Origin of the sequence: Amaricoccus sp., from assembly GCF_036846665.1 — a bacterium.
Classification (GTDB): Bacteria; Pseudomonadota; Alphaproteobacteria; order Rhodobacterales; family Rhodobacteraceae; genus Amaricoccus.
Window position 1 is genome coordinate 1 of the sequence record NZ_DAIUBO010000086.1, and the last position, 15,049, is coordinate 15,049.

A 15,049-nucleotide genomic window follows, 5' to 3' on the forward strand; every position below is an offset into this window, starting at 1 on the left:
GATTGACCGCTCCCGCCTCCCGGCCTAACTAGGACCTCCGAAAGCCTCCCCGGACCTGCAGATGACCGCCATTCCCGCCTCGCCCCGGTGCTTCCAGGATGTGATCCTGCGGCTTCAGGCCTATTGGGCCGCGCAAGGCTGCGCGATGCTGCAGCCCTATGACATGGAGGTGGGCGCGGGAACCTTTCACCCCGCCACGACGCTTCGCGCGCTGGGGCCGAGGGCCTGGGCGGCGGCCTATGTCCAGCCGTCGCGCCGGCCGACGGACGGGCGCTACGGGGAGAACCCCAACCGGCTCCAGCATTATTACCAGTATCAGGTGCTGATCAAACCCTCGCCGCCGGATCTCCAGGACCTCTACCTCGGCTCGCTCGCCGCCATCGGCATCGACGCGGCGCTGCACGACATCCGCTTCGTGGAAGACGACTGGGAGAGCCCGACGCTCGGCGCCTGGGGGCTCGGCTGGGAGGTCTGGTGCGACGGCATGGAGGTGAGCCAGTTCACCTATTTCCAGCAGGTCGGCGGCCACGACTGCCGGCCGGTCTCGGGCGAGCTGACCTACGGGCTGGAGCGGCTGGCGATGTATGTGCTCGGCGTCGATCACGTCATGGACATGCCCTTCAACGATCCCGATGCGGCGATCCCGCTCACCTATGGCGACGTGTTCCGCGAGGCGGAGCGGGAGTTCTCGCGCTGGAACTTCGAGATTGCCGACACCGACGCGCTCCTGCGGCATTTCGAGGATGCCGAAGCGGAATGCGCGCGGATCCTCGCGGCGCCGGAAACCGATGGCGCGGGGCGGCGCATCGTCATGGCGCTGCCGGCCTACGACCAATGCATCAAGGCGAGCCATCTCTTCAACCTGCTCGATGCGCGCGGGGTGATCTCGGTCACCGAGCGGCAGGCCTATATCGGGCGGGTCCGGGCGCTGGCGCGGGCCTGTGCGGACGCCTTCGTCGCCGCCGAGGCCGTGGCGGCGTGAGGCGGATCCGCGGGGCCGCGGCATGAGCGGCCGGCGGCTGATGATCGCGCTTCTCGCCTTCGTGGCGGTCTTCGCGGCCGCGCTGGTCTGGTTCCAGTTCTTCGCCTATTACAGCCGCCACCGGGGCGACGCCGACCTCGAGCTCGGCGCCGCGACGGTCCGGCTGCGCGACCTCGACCAGATCGATGCGACGAGCTCGCCGCTCAAGCTCCGGGCCTGCTTCAATGCAGAAGCGGGCGCCTTCGACGACCTGCCGGCGGCAGCCGACCCGACGCCCCTCGTGGCCCCGCCCTGGTTCGGGTGCTTCGATGCAGGAGCGATCACCGCCGATCTCGCCGCCGGGCGGGCCACGGCGCATCTGGCCGCCGAGGACAGCCCCTCGGGCTTCGACCTGATCGTCGCGACCTATCCCGACGGCCGCGGCTTCATGTGGCGCCAGCTCAACGACCGCTTCGCGGAGTGACCGGCATCCCGGTTGCCAGAGCGGCGAGCTTCCCTATTGCCGGATCGTCCAACGTCCGACCTCGCAACGGAAATGCGTCCGGCCCAATGACCGCCGCGGGCCGGACGCCCGCGCTGGGCGCTTGTGCGGCGCGTCGGTTTCGTGATTAGAAATTAGGCATGGCCCGGCGCAGTCACAAACCCGATCTGAAGGCGATCCTCGACGACATCGCCGACCGCATGGCCGGCGAATCGGAGCGCGGCAAGGTCGCGGACTACATCCCCGAACTCGCCAAGGCGAACCTCAACCGCTTCGGCATCGCCGTGGTCCCGATCGGCGGCGCGCCGGTGGTCGCGGGCGACGCGGACGAGCCCTTCTCGGTCCAGAGCATCGTCAAGGTCTTCACGCTGACGCTGGCCCTCGAGCGGGCCGGCTCCGGCATCTGGGCCCGGGTCGGGCGCGAGCCCTCGGGCGATCCGTTCAACTCGATCGTGCAGCTCGAATACGAGCACGGCATCCCGCGCAACCCCTTCATCAATCCCGGCGCGATCGTCGTCGCCGACATCATCCTCGGCAAGCGCAAGCCGCAGGCGGCCATCGAGGAATTCGTCGGCCTCTGCCGGCGCTTCGCCTGCGACGAGAGCATCGGGATCGACGCCGATGTCGCGGCCTCCGAGATCGCCACCGGCGCGCGCAACCGGGCGCTTGCGCATTTCATGGCCGCCGAGGGCAATCTGAAGAACCCGGTCGAGGACGTGCTGGAGCTCTATTTCAACCAATGCGCCGTGGCGATGTCCTGCCGCCAGCTCGCGATGTCGGCGCGCTTCCTCGCCTCCGCCGGACGGCTCGAAGGCGACGACGATCCGATCATCACCGCCGAGCGGGCCCGGCGCATCGTCGCCCTGATGGTGACCTGCGGGCTCTACGACGCCTCGGGCGAATTCGCCTTCCGCGTCGGCATCCCGGCCAAGAGCGGGGTGGGGGGCGGCATCCTCGGCGTGGTGCCGGGCCGCGCCTCGATCGCCGCCTGGTGCCCCGGGCTCGACGAGAAGGGCAATTCGCTGCTCGCCACCCGCGCCTTCGAGGAACTCGCCCGCGCCACCGGCTGGTCGATCTTCGGCGTGCTCTGAATTCGGCCTTGACCTCCGCGGGCCCATCCGGTTTGCCCTGAGCCCCGCCCTCCCAGCGCCGGAAGCCCGATGCCCGATCTCCTGCTCGAACTGCTATCCGAGGAAATCCCGGCGCGCATGCAGGCGCGGGCGGCGGAGGACCTGCGGCGCCTGGTCACCGAGGGACTGGTCGAGCGCGGGCTGACCTACGCCCATGCGACGGCCTTCGTGACGCCGCGGCGGCTGGCGCTGGCGGTCGCGGGGCTCGCGGAGCGGTCGGCGGCTTTGCGCGAGGAGCGCAAGGGCCCGCGGGTGGATGCGCCCGAGAAGGCGCTCGAGGGCTTCCTGCGCTCCACCGGGCTGGCGCGGGAGGACCTCGAGATCCGCGACGACAGGAAGTCGCAGGTCTGGTTCGCCGTCACCGAACGCCCGGGCCGGGCAGCGGCGGCGATCGTGGCGGAGACGGTCGAGGCGGTGGTGCGCGGCTTCCCCTGGCCGAAATCCATGCGCTGGGGCGAGGGAGGCCTGCGCTGGGTGCGCCCGCTCCACGGCATCCTCTGCCAGCTCTCCACCGAGGCGGGCAGCGAGATCGTGCCGCTGGAGATCGAGGGGATCCGCGCCGGCGACACCACCCGCGGCCACCGCTTCATGGCGCCGGAGACCATTCGCGTCTCGGGCGTCGAGGATTACGCGGCGCGGCTCGAACGGGCGCGGGTGCTGCTCGACCCGGCGGAGCGCGCCGGGCGGATCCGCCACGACGCGAAGCAGCTCGCCTTCGCCCAAGGCCTGGAGGTGGTGGAGGACGAGGCGCTCCTCGCCGAGATCGCCGGGCTGGTGGAATGGCCCGTGGTGCTGATGGGACGCATCGGGGAGCGCTTCCTCGACCTGCCGCCGGAGGTGCTGCAGACCTCCATGAAGGCGCATCAGAAGTTCCTCTCGGTGCGCGACCCCAACTCGGCGCGCATCGTGGGCTACGTGGTGGTGGCCAACCGCGAGACCGCCGACGACGGCGCGACGATCCTCGCCGGCAACGCCCGGGTTCTGGCCGCGCGGCTCGCGGATGCGGCGTTCTTCTGGGAGAACGACCTGCGCATGCCGCCCGAGGCGATGGTGGCGAAGCTCGATGGCGTGACCTTCCACAATCGGCTCGGCTCCCAGGGCGAGCGCATCGCCCGCATTGCCGCCCTGGCGCGCGAGATCGCGCCGCTGGTCGGCGCCGACCCCGACCTCGCCGAGCGCGCGGCACGCCTCGCCAAGGCCGATCTCGCGAGCGAGATGGTCTACGAATTCCCCGAGCTGCAGGGGGTGATGGGGCGCTATTATGCCGAGCGGGCCGGGGAGGATCCTGCCGTCGCCGCCGCGGCGGAGGAGCATTACTCCCCGCTCGGACCGAACGATGCCGTCCCGAAGGCCTCGGTTTCGGTCGCCGTGGCGCTCGCCGATAAACTCGACACCTTGGCCGGGCATTGGTGGATCCCGGAAAAACCCACGGGTTCACGCGATCCCTTCGCTCTTCGACGTGCGGGGTTGGGAGCGATACGCCTGATCCTAGGCAACGATCTGCGGCTGAAATTGACCGAGCTTCTAATTGGTGTGATGGTCGCCAATATGCAGGCGTCCAAAGCAGCTGAGGCCATTTCGCGAGCCGGCCTACTTGATGAACTAGAGAAGAAGGGACTCCGCCAGGATGTCATTGACCGCGCTTTCGAGGAGTTCGCGTCGGAGAGCATCTCCGATTTTTCTGACGAGGAGATCCGTAACGGACTGTTGGAAGTCTATGATCTGATATTCTTTCTGACGGACCGCCTCAAGGTCCACCTCCGCGGCGAGGGCATCCGCCACGACGTGATCGACGCCGCCTTCCAGCTCGGCGGTCAGGACGACCTCATGCTTCTCGTCGCCCGTGTCCGTGCGCTCCAGGACTTCCTCGGGACCGAAGACGGCGCGAACCTGCTCGCCGGCTACAAGCGCGCCGTGAACATCCTGAGCCAGGAGGAGAAGAAGGACGGGGTGGAATATTCCCTCGACCCGCATCCGAGCCTCGCGGAGACCGATGCGGAGCGGGCGCTCTTCACCGCGCTCGATGCGGCCGAGGTCGCCATCGCTCCGGCGCTCGATGCCGAGGATTTCGCCGGCGCCATGACCGCGCTCGCCGGGCTGCGCGGGCCGATCGACGCCTTCTTCGACACCACTATCGTCAATGCCGAGAGCGACATTGTCCGGCGCAACCGGCTCTGCCTGCTGCATCGCATCCGCACGGTGATGAACCGGGTGGCGGTCTTCTCGGCGGTGGAGGGCGGGTGACGTTTCGGTTTCCCTGGCCGGCGATCGCGGATATGTTGCACCGCAATGAAAGCGCAGGAGATCATCCCGGACCCGAATGAGGCCGTCATCGGGCTCGATGCCGGTGACGCGCTCAGCGATGCGGTCTTCGGACGGCGCGCCTGGAAGTTCGCGCAGCTGACGGCGCTGGGGCTGCCGGTGCCGACGGGAGTCGCACTGTCCTTCGATTGCGTGCGGGAGATCGGCGCGGGCGGCGCGATGCCGGCCCTGCCGGATCTGGGGCCGCCGGGGCGGCTCCACGCCCTGCGCTCCAGCCCCGGCGCGCGGGCCTGGAGCGGGCCCGATGCGCTGCTCGACATCGGCATCGGCGAGGCGGCGGTCGGGGCGCTGACCGCGCGGCTGGGCGAGGCCGCGGCGCTCGACCGCTATCGCCGCTTCATCGCGGCCTTCGCCCATGCGGTGCACGGCCTCGATCCGGAGGCCTTCGGGTCGGGGCGGGAGCCGGGCGATGCCGCCGGCCTGCGCGCCCGGATCGCGGACATGCTCGACATCTTCGCCGCGCGCTGCGGGACGGCCTTTCCGCAGGCGCCGAAGGACCAGCTCGAGGCCGCCGCGCGGGCGCTGGCGCGGGCCTGGCAGGGCGCCACGGCCCGGATCCTGCGCGAGGCGCGGGGGGCGCCGCCCGATGCCGGGCTCGGGCTGATCGTGCAGGAGATGGCGCCGGGGACGCGCACCGGGCCGGACGGCGAGGGGGCGATCCAGACGGTCGACAGCCGCACCGGCGCGCCGGCCTTCGAGGGGGAATTCTGGCGCTTCGAGAACGGATACGGCCGCGCGCTCGGACCCCGGACGCGGCTCGCGCTGCGCGATGGGGCCGCAGAAGGCGGGGCCGCGGGCCCGACGCTGGCGGAGATCGCCCCCGATGCGCTCTCGGCGCTGCGCGACACCTGCGCGCGCACGGCCCGGGGGCTCGGCGACGCCTACCGGATCGCCTTCGTGCTGCAGGGTGGCGCGGTGGCGATCCTCGATGCGGTCCCGGTGCGGCGCAATGCCCGCGCGGCGGTGCGGATCGCCGTCGACCTGGCCAAGGTCGGGGCGATCGACCGCGACCAGGCGCTCCTGCGCATCGAGCCGCTGAGCCTCGTCGAGCACCTGCATCCGCAGATCGATCCGGGCGCGCGGCGCGACGTCTTCGGCACCGGGCTCGGGGCGAGCCCCGGTGCGGCGACCGGGCGCCTCGTCTTCACCGCCGAGGCGGCGCAGGCCGCGGCGGCGCGGGACGAGGAGACGATCCTCGCCCGGGTCGAGACCAGCCCCGAGGACATCCGCGGCATGCATTCGGCGCGCGGCGTGCTCACCATGCGCGGCGGCATGACCAGCCATGCCGCGGTGATCGCCCGCGGGATCGGGCTGCCCTGCGTGGTGGGCGCGCGCGAGCTGAAGCTCGATGCTGCGCGGCGGATCCTGGTCGCCCCGGACGGCCGGGTATTCCACGAGGGGGCGCTGGTCACGCTGGACGGCACGCGCGGCGAGGTCATGGCCGGCGCGCCGGCGATGATCGCGCCGGAGCTGGGCGGGGCCTTCTCGGAGCTGCTCGACTGGGCGGATGCGGTGCGCGACCTCGGGGTGCGGGCCAATGCCGACACCCCGGGCGAGGCGCGGGCGGCGCGCGGGTTCCGGGTCGACGGCATCGGTCTCTGCCGCACCGAGCACATGTTCTTCGCCGCCGAGCGCGTCGGGGTGATGCGCGAGATGATCCTGGCGGAGACCGAGGAATCCCGCCAGGCCGCGCTCGACCGGCTGCTCCCGATGCAGCGCGCGGATTTCGTCGAGATCTTCGAGATCATGCGCGGGCTGCCGGTGACGATCCGCCTGCTCGATCCGCCGCTGCACGAATTCCTCCCCGGGGGCCCCGAGGAGATCGCCGAATTCGCCGCCGTGACCGGGCTCGCCGCCGAGGTCGTCACCGCCCGGGCGCGCGACCTCGCCGAGATCAATCCCATGCTCGGCATGCGCGGCGTCCGCCTCGGCGTGGTGATGCCGGCGATCTATGCCATGCAGGCGCGCGCGGTCTTCGAGGCGGCGATCGCGGTCAATCGCGACGCCCGCGCGCCGGTCGTGCCCGAGATCATGATCCCGCTGGTCTCGGCCAATCGCGAGGTGGAGCTGGTCAAGGCCCGGATCGACGCGGTCGCTTCGGCGGTCGAGACCGAGCAGGACGCGCGGCTGGCCTACAAGCTCGGCGTCATGGTCGAGACCCCGCGCGCGGCGCTGCGCGCCGGCGACCTGGCGGCCTCCTCGGCGTTCCTGTCGTTCGGGACCAACGACCTGACGCAGATGACCTATGGCCTGAGCCGCGACGACGCCGGCCGGTTCATGCGTGACTACGTGAACCTCGGGCTCTTCGCCGAGGATCCGTTCCGGTCGCTCGATCTCGAAGGGGTGGGGGAGCTGATGCTGATCGCGGCGAGCCGCGGGCGGGCGCGCAACCCGGCCCTGACGCTGGGTCTCTGCGGCGAGCATGGCGGCGACCCGCCCTCGGTGCGCTTCTCCAAGCTCGCCGGATTCGACTATGTCTCCTGCTCGCCGTTCCGCGTGCCCATCGCCCGGCTCGCGGCGGCGCAGGCCAGCCTGCTGGTGCGTGCGCCCGCCGTCTCGGATGACGGCGCGTGACGGATCTTCCCGTTGACCTTCCGGGCCTGGCGCGGGGCGGCAAGGCGGCGCTGGCGCGCGTGCTTTCGGCGCTCGAATCCGCCCCGGACCGCCCGGAGCTCGCGACCCTGATGGATGCGGCCTCGGCCGCGCCGCGGGGCATGGTGATCGGCATCACCGGACCGCCCGGCGTCGGCAAGTCCACGCTGCTCGGAGCCTTCATCGCCCGGCTGCGGGCGCGGGGCGAGACCGTCGCGGTCATCGCGGTCGATCCGTCCTCCCGGCGATCCGGCGGCGCCCTGCTCGGCGACCGCATCCGCATCGCATCGGATCCGCAGGACGCGGGGCTCTTCGTGCGCTCCACGGCCGCGCGCCGGCGGCTGGGCGGGCTTTCCGACATCGCCTTCCCGGCGGCGCTGCTGATGCGCGCGCTCTATGACCGGGTCTTCGTGGAGACGGTCGGGGTCGGCCAGTCCGAGACCGAGATCGCCGATTGCGCCGACCTGGTCGTCTTCTGCGCCCAGCCGGGATCCGGCGACAGCCTGCAATACATGAAGGCGGGGATCATCGAGGAGCCCGACGTGATGCTGGTCACCAAGGGCGACATCGGCGCCATGGCTTCTCGCACGGCCGGCGACCTGCGCGCGGCCCTCACCCTCGCGGCGGGTTCCGGCGCCGCGCCCCCGATCGAAGTCGTCTCGTCGCAATCGGGCGCCGGGATCGATGCCGCGCTCGACCGCATCGGGGAGGTCTTCGCGGCAAGGACCGTCTCGGGGGGACTTGCCGGGCTTCGCCGCCGCCAGGCGCGGGTCTGGGCGGAGCGCAGAATCGCCGAATCGCTCGGCCAGGCGGCCGCGGACACGCTCGGGTCGCGATTATCGGGCCGCGAGGCCTCGTTCGCGGAGGTTTCGCGGCTCTGCGAACGCGCCCGCGCGCTGGTTCACGAATCGCTTAAAAACATCTGAATCCCTGCGCAATTCCCGCCGACGCGCGCCGGCGGCTTCACGCGCCGATTGGCAGGATTCCGCTTACGCCTTGGAAAAACTGGACTTTGCTCCGCGCGACCTGACAAACGTCATTCCCGAAAACTAAATTGTGCAGTGCAGCAAGAACGCGGACGAGCGTCGTTCCGCGGATCGGGGGACTTTGCAATGACGGGATCCGGCTTCGGACCGCGCGGGCGCGGATTGGCGGCAATCGCTCTGGCTTTCATCGTGACGCTGGGGAGCCTTGTCCCCGGTGCGGCAGAGGCCGATGCTGCAAAGGCGGGTGCGGACCGGGCGGATTTTGTCCGGGCGATGAATCGGGAACGCTCGGTTCTCGCGGAATCCGGCAATGCGCGGATCTCGCAGCTGGCGCTGAGCACCCGTCCCAGGGCGCGCGCGGATGCGGACGTGACGGTGGCGAGCCGGAGCGTCGCTCCAGAGCTTGCCGATCTCGCCAAGGCCAGCTCGGCGGCGAAGCTCGATACCAAGACCCTCGACCAGCTGCCGCGCGCCACGGGCGACGCCCAGTGGCAGTGCCTCGCGGTCGCGATCTATCACGAGGCGCGCGGCGAGCCGCTGGCCGGGCAGATCGCGGTGGCCGAGGTGATCCTCAATCGCGTCGACAGCCGCAGCTATCCCAATACCGTCTGCGGCGTGACCAACCAGGGCGTGAGCCGCGGCCGCAGCTGCCAGTTCTCCTATGCCTGCGACGGCCGATCCGACGCGATGGCCCAGGCCGGGCCGCGCGCCCGCGCCGAGAAGCTGGCCGCGATCATGCTGGCCGGGCGGCCGCGCATTGTGACCGATGGCGCAACGCATTTCCACGCCACCCGTGTCAGCCCGAGCTGGGCGCGCCAGATGACGCGCACCGCCTCGATCGGCCATCACCGGTTCTATCGCTCGGGCACGCGGGTCGCGCAGCGCTGAGCCGGGGCCGGCGGCGTCAGTCGGCAAAATCCTGCACCAGGTAGAGATCGCCGCAGGCGGGGCCCTTCGGATCGATCCCGACCCCGCTGCCCAGCCGCTCGAATTTCGGCGACAGCAGCGAGGCACGATGCTTTGGCGAGGCCAGCCATCGGCTGACCACCTGCTGCGCGAGGCTGCCGTAGGTATGCACCGGAACCGGGCGCATCGTATCGCCGTAGAGGAAATTGCAGCCGCTCGACTTCATCGAGATCGGTCGACCGAGCAGCTGGTAGACCTTGTCCATCGCGATGTTCTCCGCCGCGAGCCGGTAGCTGACCGATTGCCGCGCCATGCGCTGCTTCAGCTTCGACTGGCCGCGTACGGGCAGCTCGTGGCTGTGGGTCCGGAGCCGCGCCATGTTGGCGGCGTGATCGGCCGCCGCGCGGGCCAGCGCCGGATCGGGGCTGAGCGGGGCGCGGCCATGCTGCCGGCGGGCGGCATTCGAGTAGAAGAGCACCGCCTCGTTGAAGAGGCCCTGATCGAGCGACTGGCCGGTGATCGGCTGGCCGAACCTGCCGGGCGTCTGGCCCGCACCCGTGGCGCCGCCGCCGGCGCCGAGGATCACGAGGCCCAGGATCGCGCTCAGAATGAAAGGTCTCACCGAAGCCCCCTCGCTCGTGTCGCCGCAGCCGAGCCGGAATCCGGCTGCTCCTCACCGGCGGGACTCTGGGCGGCCGGGCTTTCCGTTCGGTTAACGCGCAGGTCCGGGCGACCGGAAAACGCAGGAAACGGTTAACGGATCAGCCGGGTTGCCGCGGGGGCGGCGCGGCGGTATCACCGCGGGAGCGACAGGGCAGGGGTGCCATGGACGAGACTGCAATGGCTTTCGAACTGCCGCATGTGCGGGCCTCGGCCAGCCATTCGGGACCGCCGCTCGACCGCATCTCGGTGCGCGACTACGTGCGCGACATCGAGATCGGCGCCTTTCGCACCGAACGGGGCGTGACGCAGCGGGTGCGCTTCAACGTCGTGCTCGAGGTCATGCACAATGCGGCGGCCGAGAGCGACGACGTCGATCAGGTGGTCTCCTACGACATGATCACCGAGGCGATCGAGGCCGCGCTCGCCGCGGACCGGCTCAACCTGCTCGAGACGCTGGCCGAGCGCGTGGCGGCGGCCTGCCTGATCGATCCGCAATCGGTGCGGGTCTTCGTGCGGGTAGAGAAGCTCGACCGCATTCCCGGCGCGCTCGGGGTCGAGATCGTGCGCGCGCGCGTTCCCAAGGCGGCGCCGCGGATCCGCCCGGTGCGGGAGCTCGCCGGGGCGGCGCAGGCGGTTCGGCCGGCGGTGATCTATCTCGACCGGGAGGTTCTGGGGGGCGCCGGCGCCGCCCGCTGGCTCGATGCGATCACCGGCTGGCACAAGCCGAACGTGCTCTGCATCGCTGCCCCCGAGCCGCAGCCCGCGGCGACGGAGGCGCAGCAGATGATCGGCCTCCTGGCGATCGAGGCGGCGGCCTGGGCGCTGACCGATCGCGATCCGCGGTTCAGCGTCGTGGCCTCGCGCACCGAGCTCGACTGGTCGCTGAAATCCGGACGCCACACGGTCTGGGCGCCGCGGCGCATGGCGACCGCCAGGGCCGGCGGCGACCGGCCGGATGCGAGCGATCCCGCCGGGCTCGCGGCATGGCTGGCCGCGGAGATCGGCGCCGATCTCCTGGTGACGGTCGGCGCGGCGGCGGCGCCGGAAGGGGGTGCGGCCGCGCTGCGGCGCCTCGATCCCGCGCGGCCCGAGGCGCTGGCGGATCTGGGCTGAGGAGGGGGGCTTGGCGGAATCGGGCGTTTGCGATTTCGGCTGGAAGGCGGTCGATTTCTCGCTGCCCGACACCGAAGGCGGGCTCTGGACCCTCGAGCGCCTCCGCGGGCCGAAGGGCCTGTTGGTCGTCTTCATCTGCAACCATTGCCCCTATGTGAAGGCCCTGGTCGAGCGGCTGGTGGCCGAGGCGCGGGACCTCGCGGCGATGGGCATCGGGGTCGCGGCGATCTGCTCGAACGACGCCACGAGCCATCCGGCGGACAGCTACGAGCGCATGGGCGAATTCGCCCGCGAGCACGGGTTTCCCTTCCCCTATCTGCACGACGCGGATCAGGGCGTGGCGCGGGCCTGGGGCGCGACCTGCACGCCGGATTTCTTCGGCTTCAACGCCGATCTCGCGCTGCAATACCGCGGGCGCTTCGACGACGCCGGCCGCGAGGCCCGGCCCGGCGCCCGGCGCGGGCTTCACGAGGCCATGCGCATGATCGCCGAGACCGGCGCCGGCCCGCACGAGCAGGCGGTCTCGATCGGCTGCTCGATCAAGTGGAAGGCCGCGTGAAGGGCGGGCCCAAGGCGCGGCTGATCTTCGATCTCGACGGCACGCTGATCGATTCCGCGCCCACCATCTGCGCGGCGGGCAACGCGCTGCTCGCCGAGCTCGGGCGGCCGCCGCTGGAGGCGGGCACGATCATGAGCTTCGTCGGCAAGGGCGTGGGCAACCTGGTGGCCGGCATGCTGCGGGAGGGCGGCGGCGTTCCGGGCGGCGAGCTCGCGCCGCATCTCGCGCGCTATCGCGCGATCTACGAGGCCGATCCCTGCGCGGGGACCGAGCCCTATCCCGGGGTCCGCGAGACGCTCGCCGCGCTGGCCGAAGACGGCCATGGCCTGGGCGTCTGCACCCAGAAGCCCGACCCTTCGGCGCTGCGCATCCTGCGGGGCCTCGGGCTGATGCCGCCGATCCGGGGCTTCACCGGCGGCGAGACGCTCGACGTGCTCAAGCCCGACGCGCGGATGTTCTGGCATTGCGCCGGCCAGCTCGGCGAGGGGCCGGCGATCATGATCGGCGACAGCGAGATCGACGCGGCCACGGCGCGGGCGGCGGAGGTCCCCTTCGTGCTGCACGTTCCGGGCTACCGCAAGGCTTCGGTGGCGGAGATCGCCCCGGATGCCCGTCTCGAGGATTACGGCGCGCTGCCCGCAATCGTCGCGCGCCTCGTGAACGGCAGGAGCCCCCGATGAGCAGCAACCGCTATCGCCCGCTGGCGCAGACCGGGTCGGTGCGGCCGAACGGGGCCCGCCAGCTCGCTGGGGGGCCGGCCTGGTTCACCCATGCGGCGCTGCACCGGCGGGGCGAGGTCGTGCGGATCGTGGCGGCGGAAGCGATCCCGGAGCCGGCGCTCGCGGCGCTGACCGTGCAGCGCGCCCCGATCTGCGGCCTGACCTTCGAGCGCCCGCGGCTGATGGGCGTGCTCAACGTGACACCCGACAGCTTCTCGGATGGCGGGCGCTTCCTGCGCCGGGAGGACGCGGTGGCGCGCGCCCGGGCCATGCTGGAGGCCGGCGCGGACATGATCGACATCGGCGGCGAATCGACGCGACCGGGCGCCGACGACGTGCCCGCGGAGGTCGAGGCCGGCCGGGTGGTCCCGGTCATCGCGGCGCTGCGCGAGGCCGGCATCGCGGCGCCGATCTCCATCGACACGCGCAAGGCCTCGGTCGCGGCGGAAGCCTTCGCGGCGGGCGCCGGGCTCTTCAACGACGTCTCGGCGCTGGGCTTCGATCCGGCGAGCCTCGGCCTCGCGGCCGCGCGCGGCTGGCCGGTCTGCCTGATGCATGCCCAGGGCGATCCGCGGACCATGCAGATCGCGCCCCATTACGACGACGTGCTGCTCGATGTCTGCGACTTCCTCGAAGCCCGGATGGCGGCGGCGGAGGCGGCGGGCATCCCGCGCGAGCGCATCCTCCTCGATCCGGGCATCGGCTTCGGCAAGACGGTGGCGCATAATCTCACGCTGGTGCGCGGGCTCTCCCTGCTGCACGGGCTCGGGGCGGCGGTGCTCTTCGGGGCGTCGCGCAAGCGCTTCATCGGCACGATCGGCGGCGCGGACCGCCCCGAGGCGCGCCTGCCGGGGTCGATCGCGGTCGCGCTCGAGGCTTTGCGCCAGGGCGTGCAGGTGATACGGGTGCACGACGTGGCGGAAACCCGGCAGGCCATGGCGCTCTGGACGGCGCTCAACGGCGACGGCCGGGACTAGAGGCAGGACGATGGCGAGAAGACTCTTCGGGACCGACGGCGTGCGCGGCCGGGCGAACGACGATCCAATGACGGCGGAGACGGCGCTGCGGCTGGGTCAGGCGGCCGGGCGGCATTTCATCAAGGGCAATCACGCGCATCGCGTGGTGATCGGCAAGGACACCCGGCGCTCGGGCTACATGCTGGAGAACGCGCTGACAGCGGGCTTCACCTCCGTGGGCATGGACGTCTTTCTGGTCGGGCCGGTGCCGACGCCGGCGGTCGGGTTCCTCACCCGGTCGATGCGCGCCGATCTCGGGGTGATGATCTCGGCCTCGCACAATCCCTTCCAGGACAACGGGATCAAGTTCTTCGGGCCCGACGGCTTCAAGCTCAGCGATGCGGCCGAGGAGGCGATCGAGCGCGCGCTGGAAGGCCCGCCGGATCTGGTGGAGCCGGCGCGCATCGGCCGGGCGACGCGCATCGACGACGGGCGCGGCCGCTACATGGAATTCGCCAAGACCACCTTTCCCCGCGGGCGGCGGCTCGACGGGCTGCGCATCGTGGTGGATTGCGCGAACGGGGCGGCCTATCGCACGGCGCCCGACGTGCTCTGGGAGCTCGGCGCGGAGGTCGTCCGCGTCGCGGTGGCGCCCAACGGCTTCAACATCAACAAGGATTGCGGCTCGACCCATACCGCCGCCGCGGTCGAGGCGGTGAAGCTGCACCGGGCCGATCTCGGCATCAGCCTCGACGGCGACGCGGACCGGGTGATGATCATCGACGAGACCGGCGAGATCGCCGACGGCGACCAGTTCATGGCGCTGATCGCCGATCGCTGGGCGGCGGAGGGGCGGCTGGCGCAGGGCACGCTGGTGGCCACGGTGATGTCGAACCTCGGGCTCGAGCGGCATCTGGAATCCCAGGGCCTGAGGCTCCTGCGCACGGCGGTGGGCGACCGCTATGTCGTGGAGGCGATGCGCGCGGGCGGCTACAACCTCGGCGGCGAGCAATCGGGTCACATCGTGATGACCGACCATGTCACGACCGGCGACGGGCTGATCGCCGCGCTGCAGTTCCTCTCGGCGATGGTCGAGACCGGGCAGAAGGCGAGCGAGCTCTCGCGGGTGTTCCAGGCCTATCCGCAGCTCCTGACCAATGTCCGCTTCCGCAAGGGAGCCGAGCCGCTCGCGGAGGCGAGCGTGCAATCGGCGATCTCGGACGGCGAGGCCCGGCTCGACGGCCGCGGCCGGCTGGTGATCCGCAAGTCGGGTACCGAGCCCCTGGTCCGCATCATGGGCGAATGCGACGATCCGGATTTGCTGCGTAGGGTGCTGAGCAACATCGAAGCCGAGGTCGCGCGCTTCGCCTGACACGGACATCCGGGAGAATCGACCGGCCGCGGGACATTCCGAACCGGCATCGTCGAGGCTCTGCCGCGTGCCGGTCCGAAGCCGCCATCCTCCCCGTATCTGGAAAAAATACGTAATAACAACCTGTTACGTAGCGTTACATTGTGAAACGCAGGCATGCCGGGGTCGCCGGAGCTCAGGGCCGCGCTCTCGAAAGGCGGATCTGGCTCGTCGGGAGGCCGGCGAGGATGAGGCCGAGCGCGGCGAGGAACTGCGCGGGCAGGGTCTC

General features: G+C 71.2%; 13 protein-coding genes. 12 read left to right on the plus strand and 1 reads right to left on the minus strand.

Annotated elements, in window-relative coordinates:
- Positions 1–61 precede the first annotated feature (61 nt).
- From V7050_RS10195 to V7050_RS10225, 7 genes are all read left to right on the plus strand, one after another.
- Positions 62–982 carry a glycine--tRNA ligase subunit alpha gene (locus tag V7050_RS10195; protein WP_324365504.1) on the plus strand — a complete coding sequence of 307 codons (921 nt, stop codon included), beginning with the start codon at positions 62–64 and terminating at the stop codon, positions 980–982.
- Positions 983–1,004: 22 nt separating this feature from the next.
- Complete coding sequence (locus tag V7050_RS10200; RefSeq protein WP_324365503.1) at positions 1,005–1,445, plus strand: DUF6446 family protein; 441 nt, start codon at positions 1,005–1,007, stop codon at positions 1,443–1,445.
- Between the two features lie 158 nt (positions 1,446–1,603).
- Positions 1,604–2,554 (plus strand): glutaminase, encoded by a 951-nt coding sequence (locus tag V7050_RS10205; protein WP_324365502.1) that lies wholly within the window; start codon positions 1,604–1,606, stop codon positions 2,552–2,554.
- A gap of 69 nt (positions 2,555–2,623) precedes the next feature.
- Positions 2,624–4,837 carry a glycine--tRNA ligase subunit beta gene (glyS, locus tag V7050_RS10210; protein WP_324365501.1) on the plus strand — a complete coding sequence of 738 codons (2,214 nt, stop codon included), beginning with the start codon at positions 2,624–2,626 and terminating at the stop codon, positions 4,835–4,837.
- A 45-nt stretch (positions 4,838–4,882) separates the two neighbouring features.
- The gene (locus V7050_RS10215) at positions 4,883–7,489 is read left to right on the plus strand and encodes a putative PEP-binding protein (RefSeq protein WP_324365500.1); all 2,607 of its coding nucleotides are present in this window, start codon (positions 4,883–4,885) and stop codon (positions 7,487–7,489) included.
- Positions 7,486–8,433, plus strand: coding sequence for an ArgK/MeaB family GTPase (locus tag V7050_RS10220; protein ID WP_324365499.1), 948 nt, complete (start codon positions 7,486–7,488; stop codon positions 8,431–8,433). Before V7050_RS10215 ends, V7050_RS10220 begins: the two co-directional genes overlap by 4 nt.
- Positions 8,434–8,766: 333 nt before the next feature.
- Positions 8,767–9,381 (plus strand): cell wall hydrolase, encoded by a 615-nt coding sequence (locus tag V7050_RS10225; protein ID WP_324365498.1) that lies wholly within the window; start codon positions 8,767–8,769, stop codon positions 9,379–9,381.
- Between the two features lie 16 nt (positions 9,382–9,397).
- Here the strand turns inward: V7050_RS10225 and V7050_RS10230 are convergent, their stop codons facing one another.
- On the minus strand, positions 9,398–10,021 hold the full coding sequence (locus V7050_RS10230; protein WP_324365497.1) for a CAP domain-containing protein: 624 nt from the start codon (positions 10,019–10,021) through the stop codon (positions 9,398–9,400).
- A gap of 218 nt (positions 10,022–10,239) precedes the next feature.
- Here V7050_RS10230 and V7050_RS10235 point away from each other — a divergent pair, with 218 nt between their 5' ends.
- From V7050_RS10235 to glmM, 5 genes are read left to right on the plus strand one after another with little or no spacing between them, the layout of a single operon-like run.
- Positions 10,240–11,175 (plus strand): dihydroneopterin aldolase, encoded by a 936-nt coding sequence (locus V7050_RS10235; RefSeq protein ID WP_324365496.1) that lies wholly within the window; start codon positions 10,240–10,242, stop codon positions 11,173–11,175.
- A 10-nt stretch (positions 11,176–11,185) separates the two neighbouring features.
- Complete coding sequence (locus V7050_RS10240) at positions 11,186–11,734, plus strand: thioredoxin family protein (RefSeq protein ID WP_324365495.1); 549 nt, start codon at positions 11,186–11,188, stop codon at positions 11,732–11,734.
- Positions 11,731–12,414, plus strand: coding sequence for an HAD-IA family hydrolase (locus V7050_RS10245; protein ID WP_324365494.1), 684 nt, complete (start codon positions 11,731–11,733; stop codon positions 12,412–12,414). The genes V7050_RS10240 and V7050_RS10245 overlap by 4 nt, the downstream gene beginning before the upstream one ends.
- Complete coding sequence (gene folP, locus V7050_RS10250; RefSeq protein WP_324365493.1) at positions 12,411–13,430, plus strand: dihydropteroate synthase; 1,020 nt, start codon at positions 12,411–12,413, stop codon at positions 13,428–13,430. The genes V7050_RS10245 and folP overlap by 4 nt, the downstream gene beginning before the upstream one ends.
- A gap of 10 nt (positions 13,431–13,440) precedes the next feature.
- A complete protein-coding gene (gene glmM / locus V7050_RS10255) occupies positions 13,441–14,781 on the plus strand; it encodes a phosphoglucosamine mutase (protein WP_324365492.1) in 1,341 nt (446 codons plus the stop codon).
- Positions 14,782–15,049: the final 268 nt, after the last annotated feature.

Coding starts and splice junctions, on each gene's coding strand:
- V7050_RS10195 (WP_324365504.1), top strand. CDS start 62: ATGACCGCCATTCCCGCCTCGCCCCGGTGCTTCCAGGATGTGATCCTG.
- V7050_RS10200 (WP_324365503.1), top strand. CDS start 1,005: ATGAGCGGCCGGCGGCTGATGATCGCGCTTCTCGCCTTCGTGGCGGTC.
- V7050_RS10205 (WP_324365502.1), top strand. CDS start 1,604: ATGGCCCGGCGCAGTCACAAACCCGATCTGAAGGCGATCCTCGACGAC.
- glyS (WP_324365501.1), top strand. CDS start 2,624: ATGCCCGATCTCCTGCTCGAACTGCTATCCGAGGAAATCCCGGCGCGC.
- V7050_RS10215 (WP_324365500.1), top strand. CDS start 4,883: ATGAAAGCGCAGGAGATCATCCCGGACCCGAATGAGGCCGTCATCGGG.
- V7050_RS10225 (WP_324365498.1), top strand. CDS start 8,767: ATGAATCGGGAACGCTCGGTTCTCGCGGAATCCGGCAATGCGCGGATC.
- V7050_RS10235 (WP_324365496.1), top strand. CDS start 10,240: ATGGCTTTCGAACTGCCGCATGTGCGGGCCTCGGCCAGCCATTCGGGA.
- folP (WP_324365493.1), top strand. CDS start 12,411: ATGAGCAGCAACCGCTATCGCCCGCTGGCGCAGACCGGGTCGGTGCGG.
- glmM (WP_324365492.1), top strand. CDS start 13,441: ATGGCGAGAAGACTCTTCGGGACCGACGGCGTGCGCGGCCGGGCGAAC.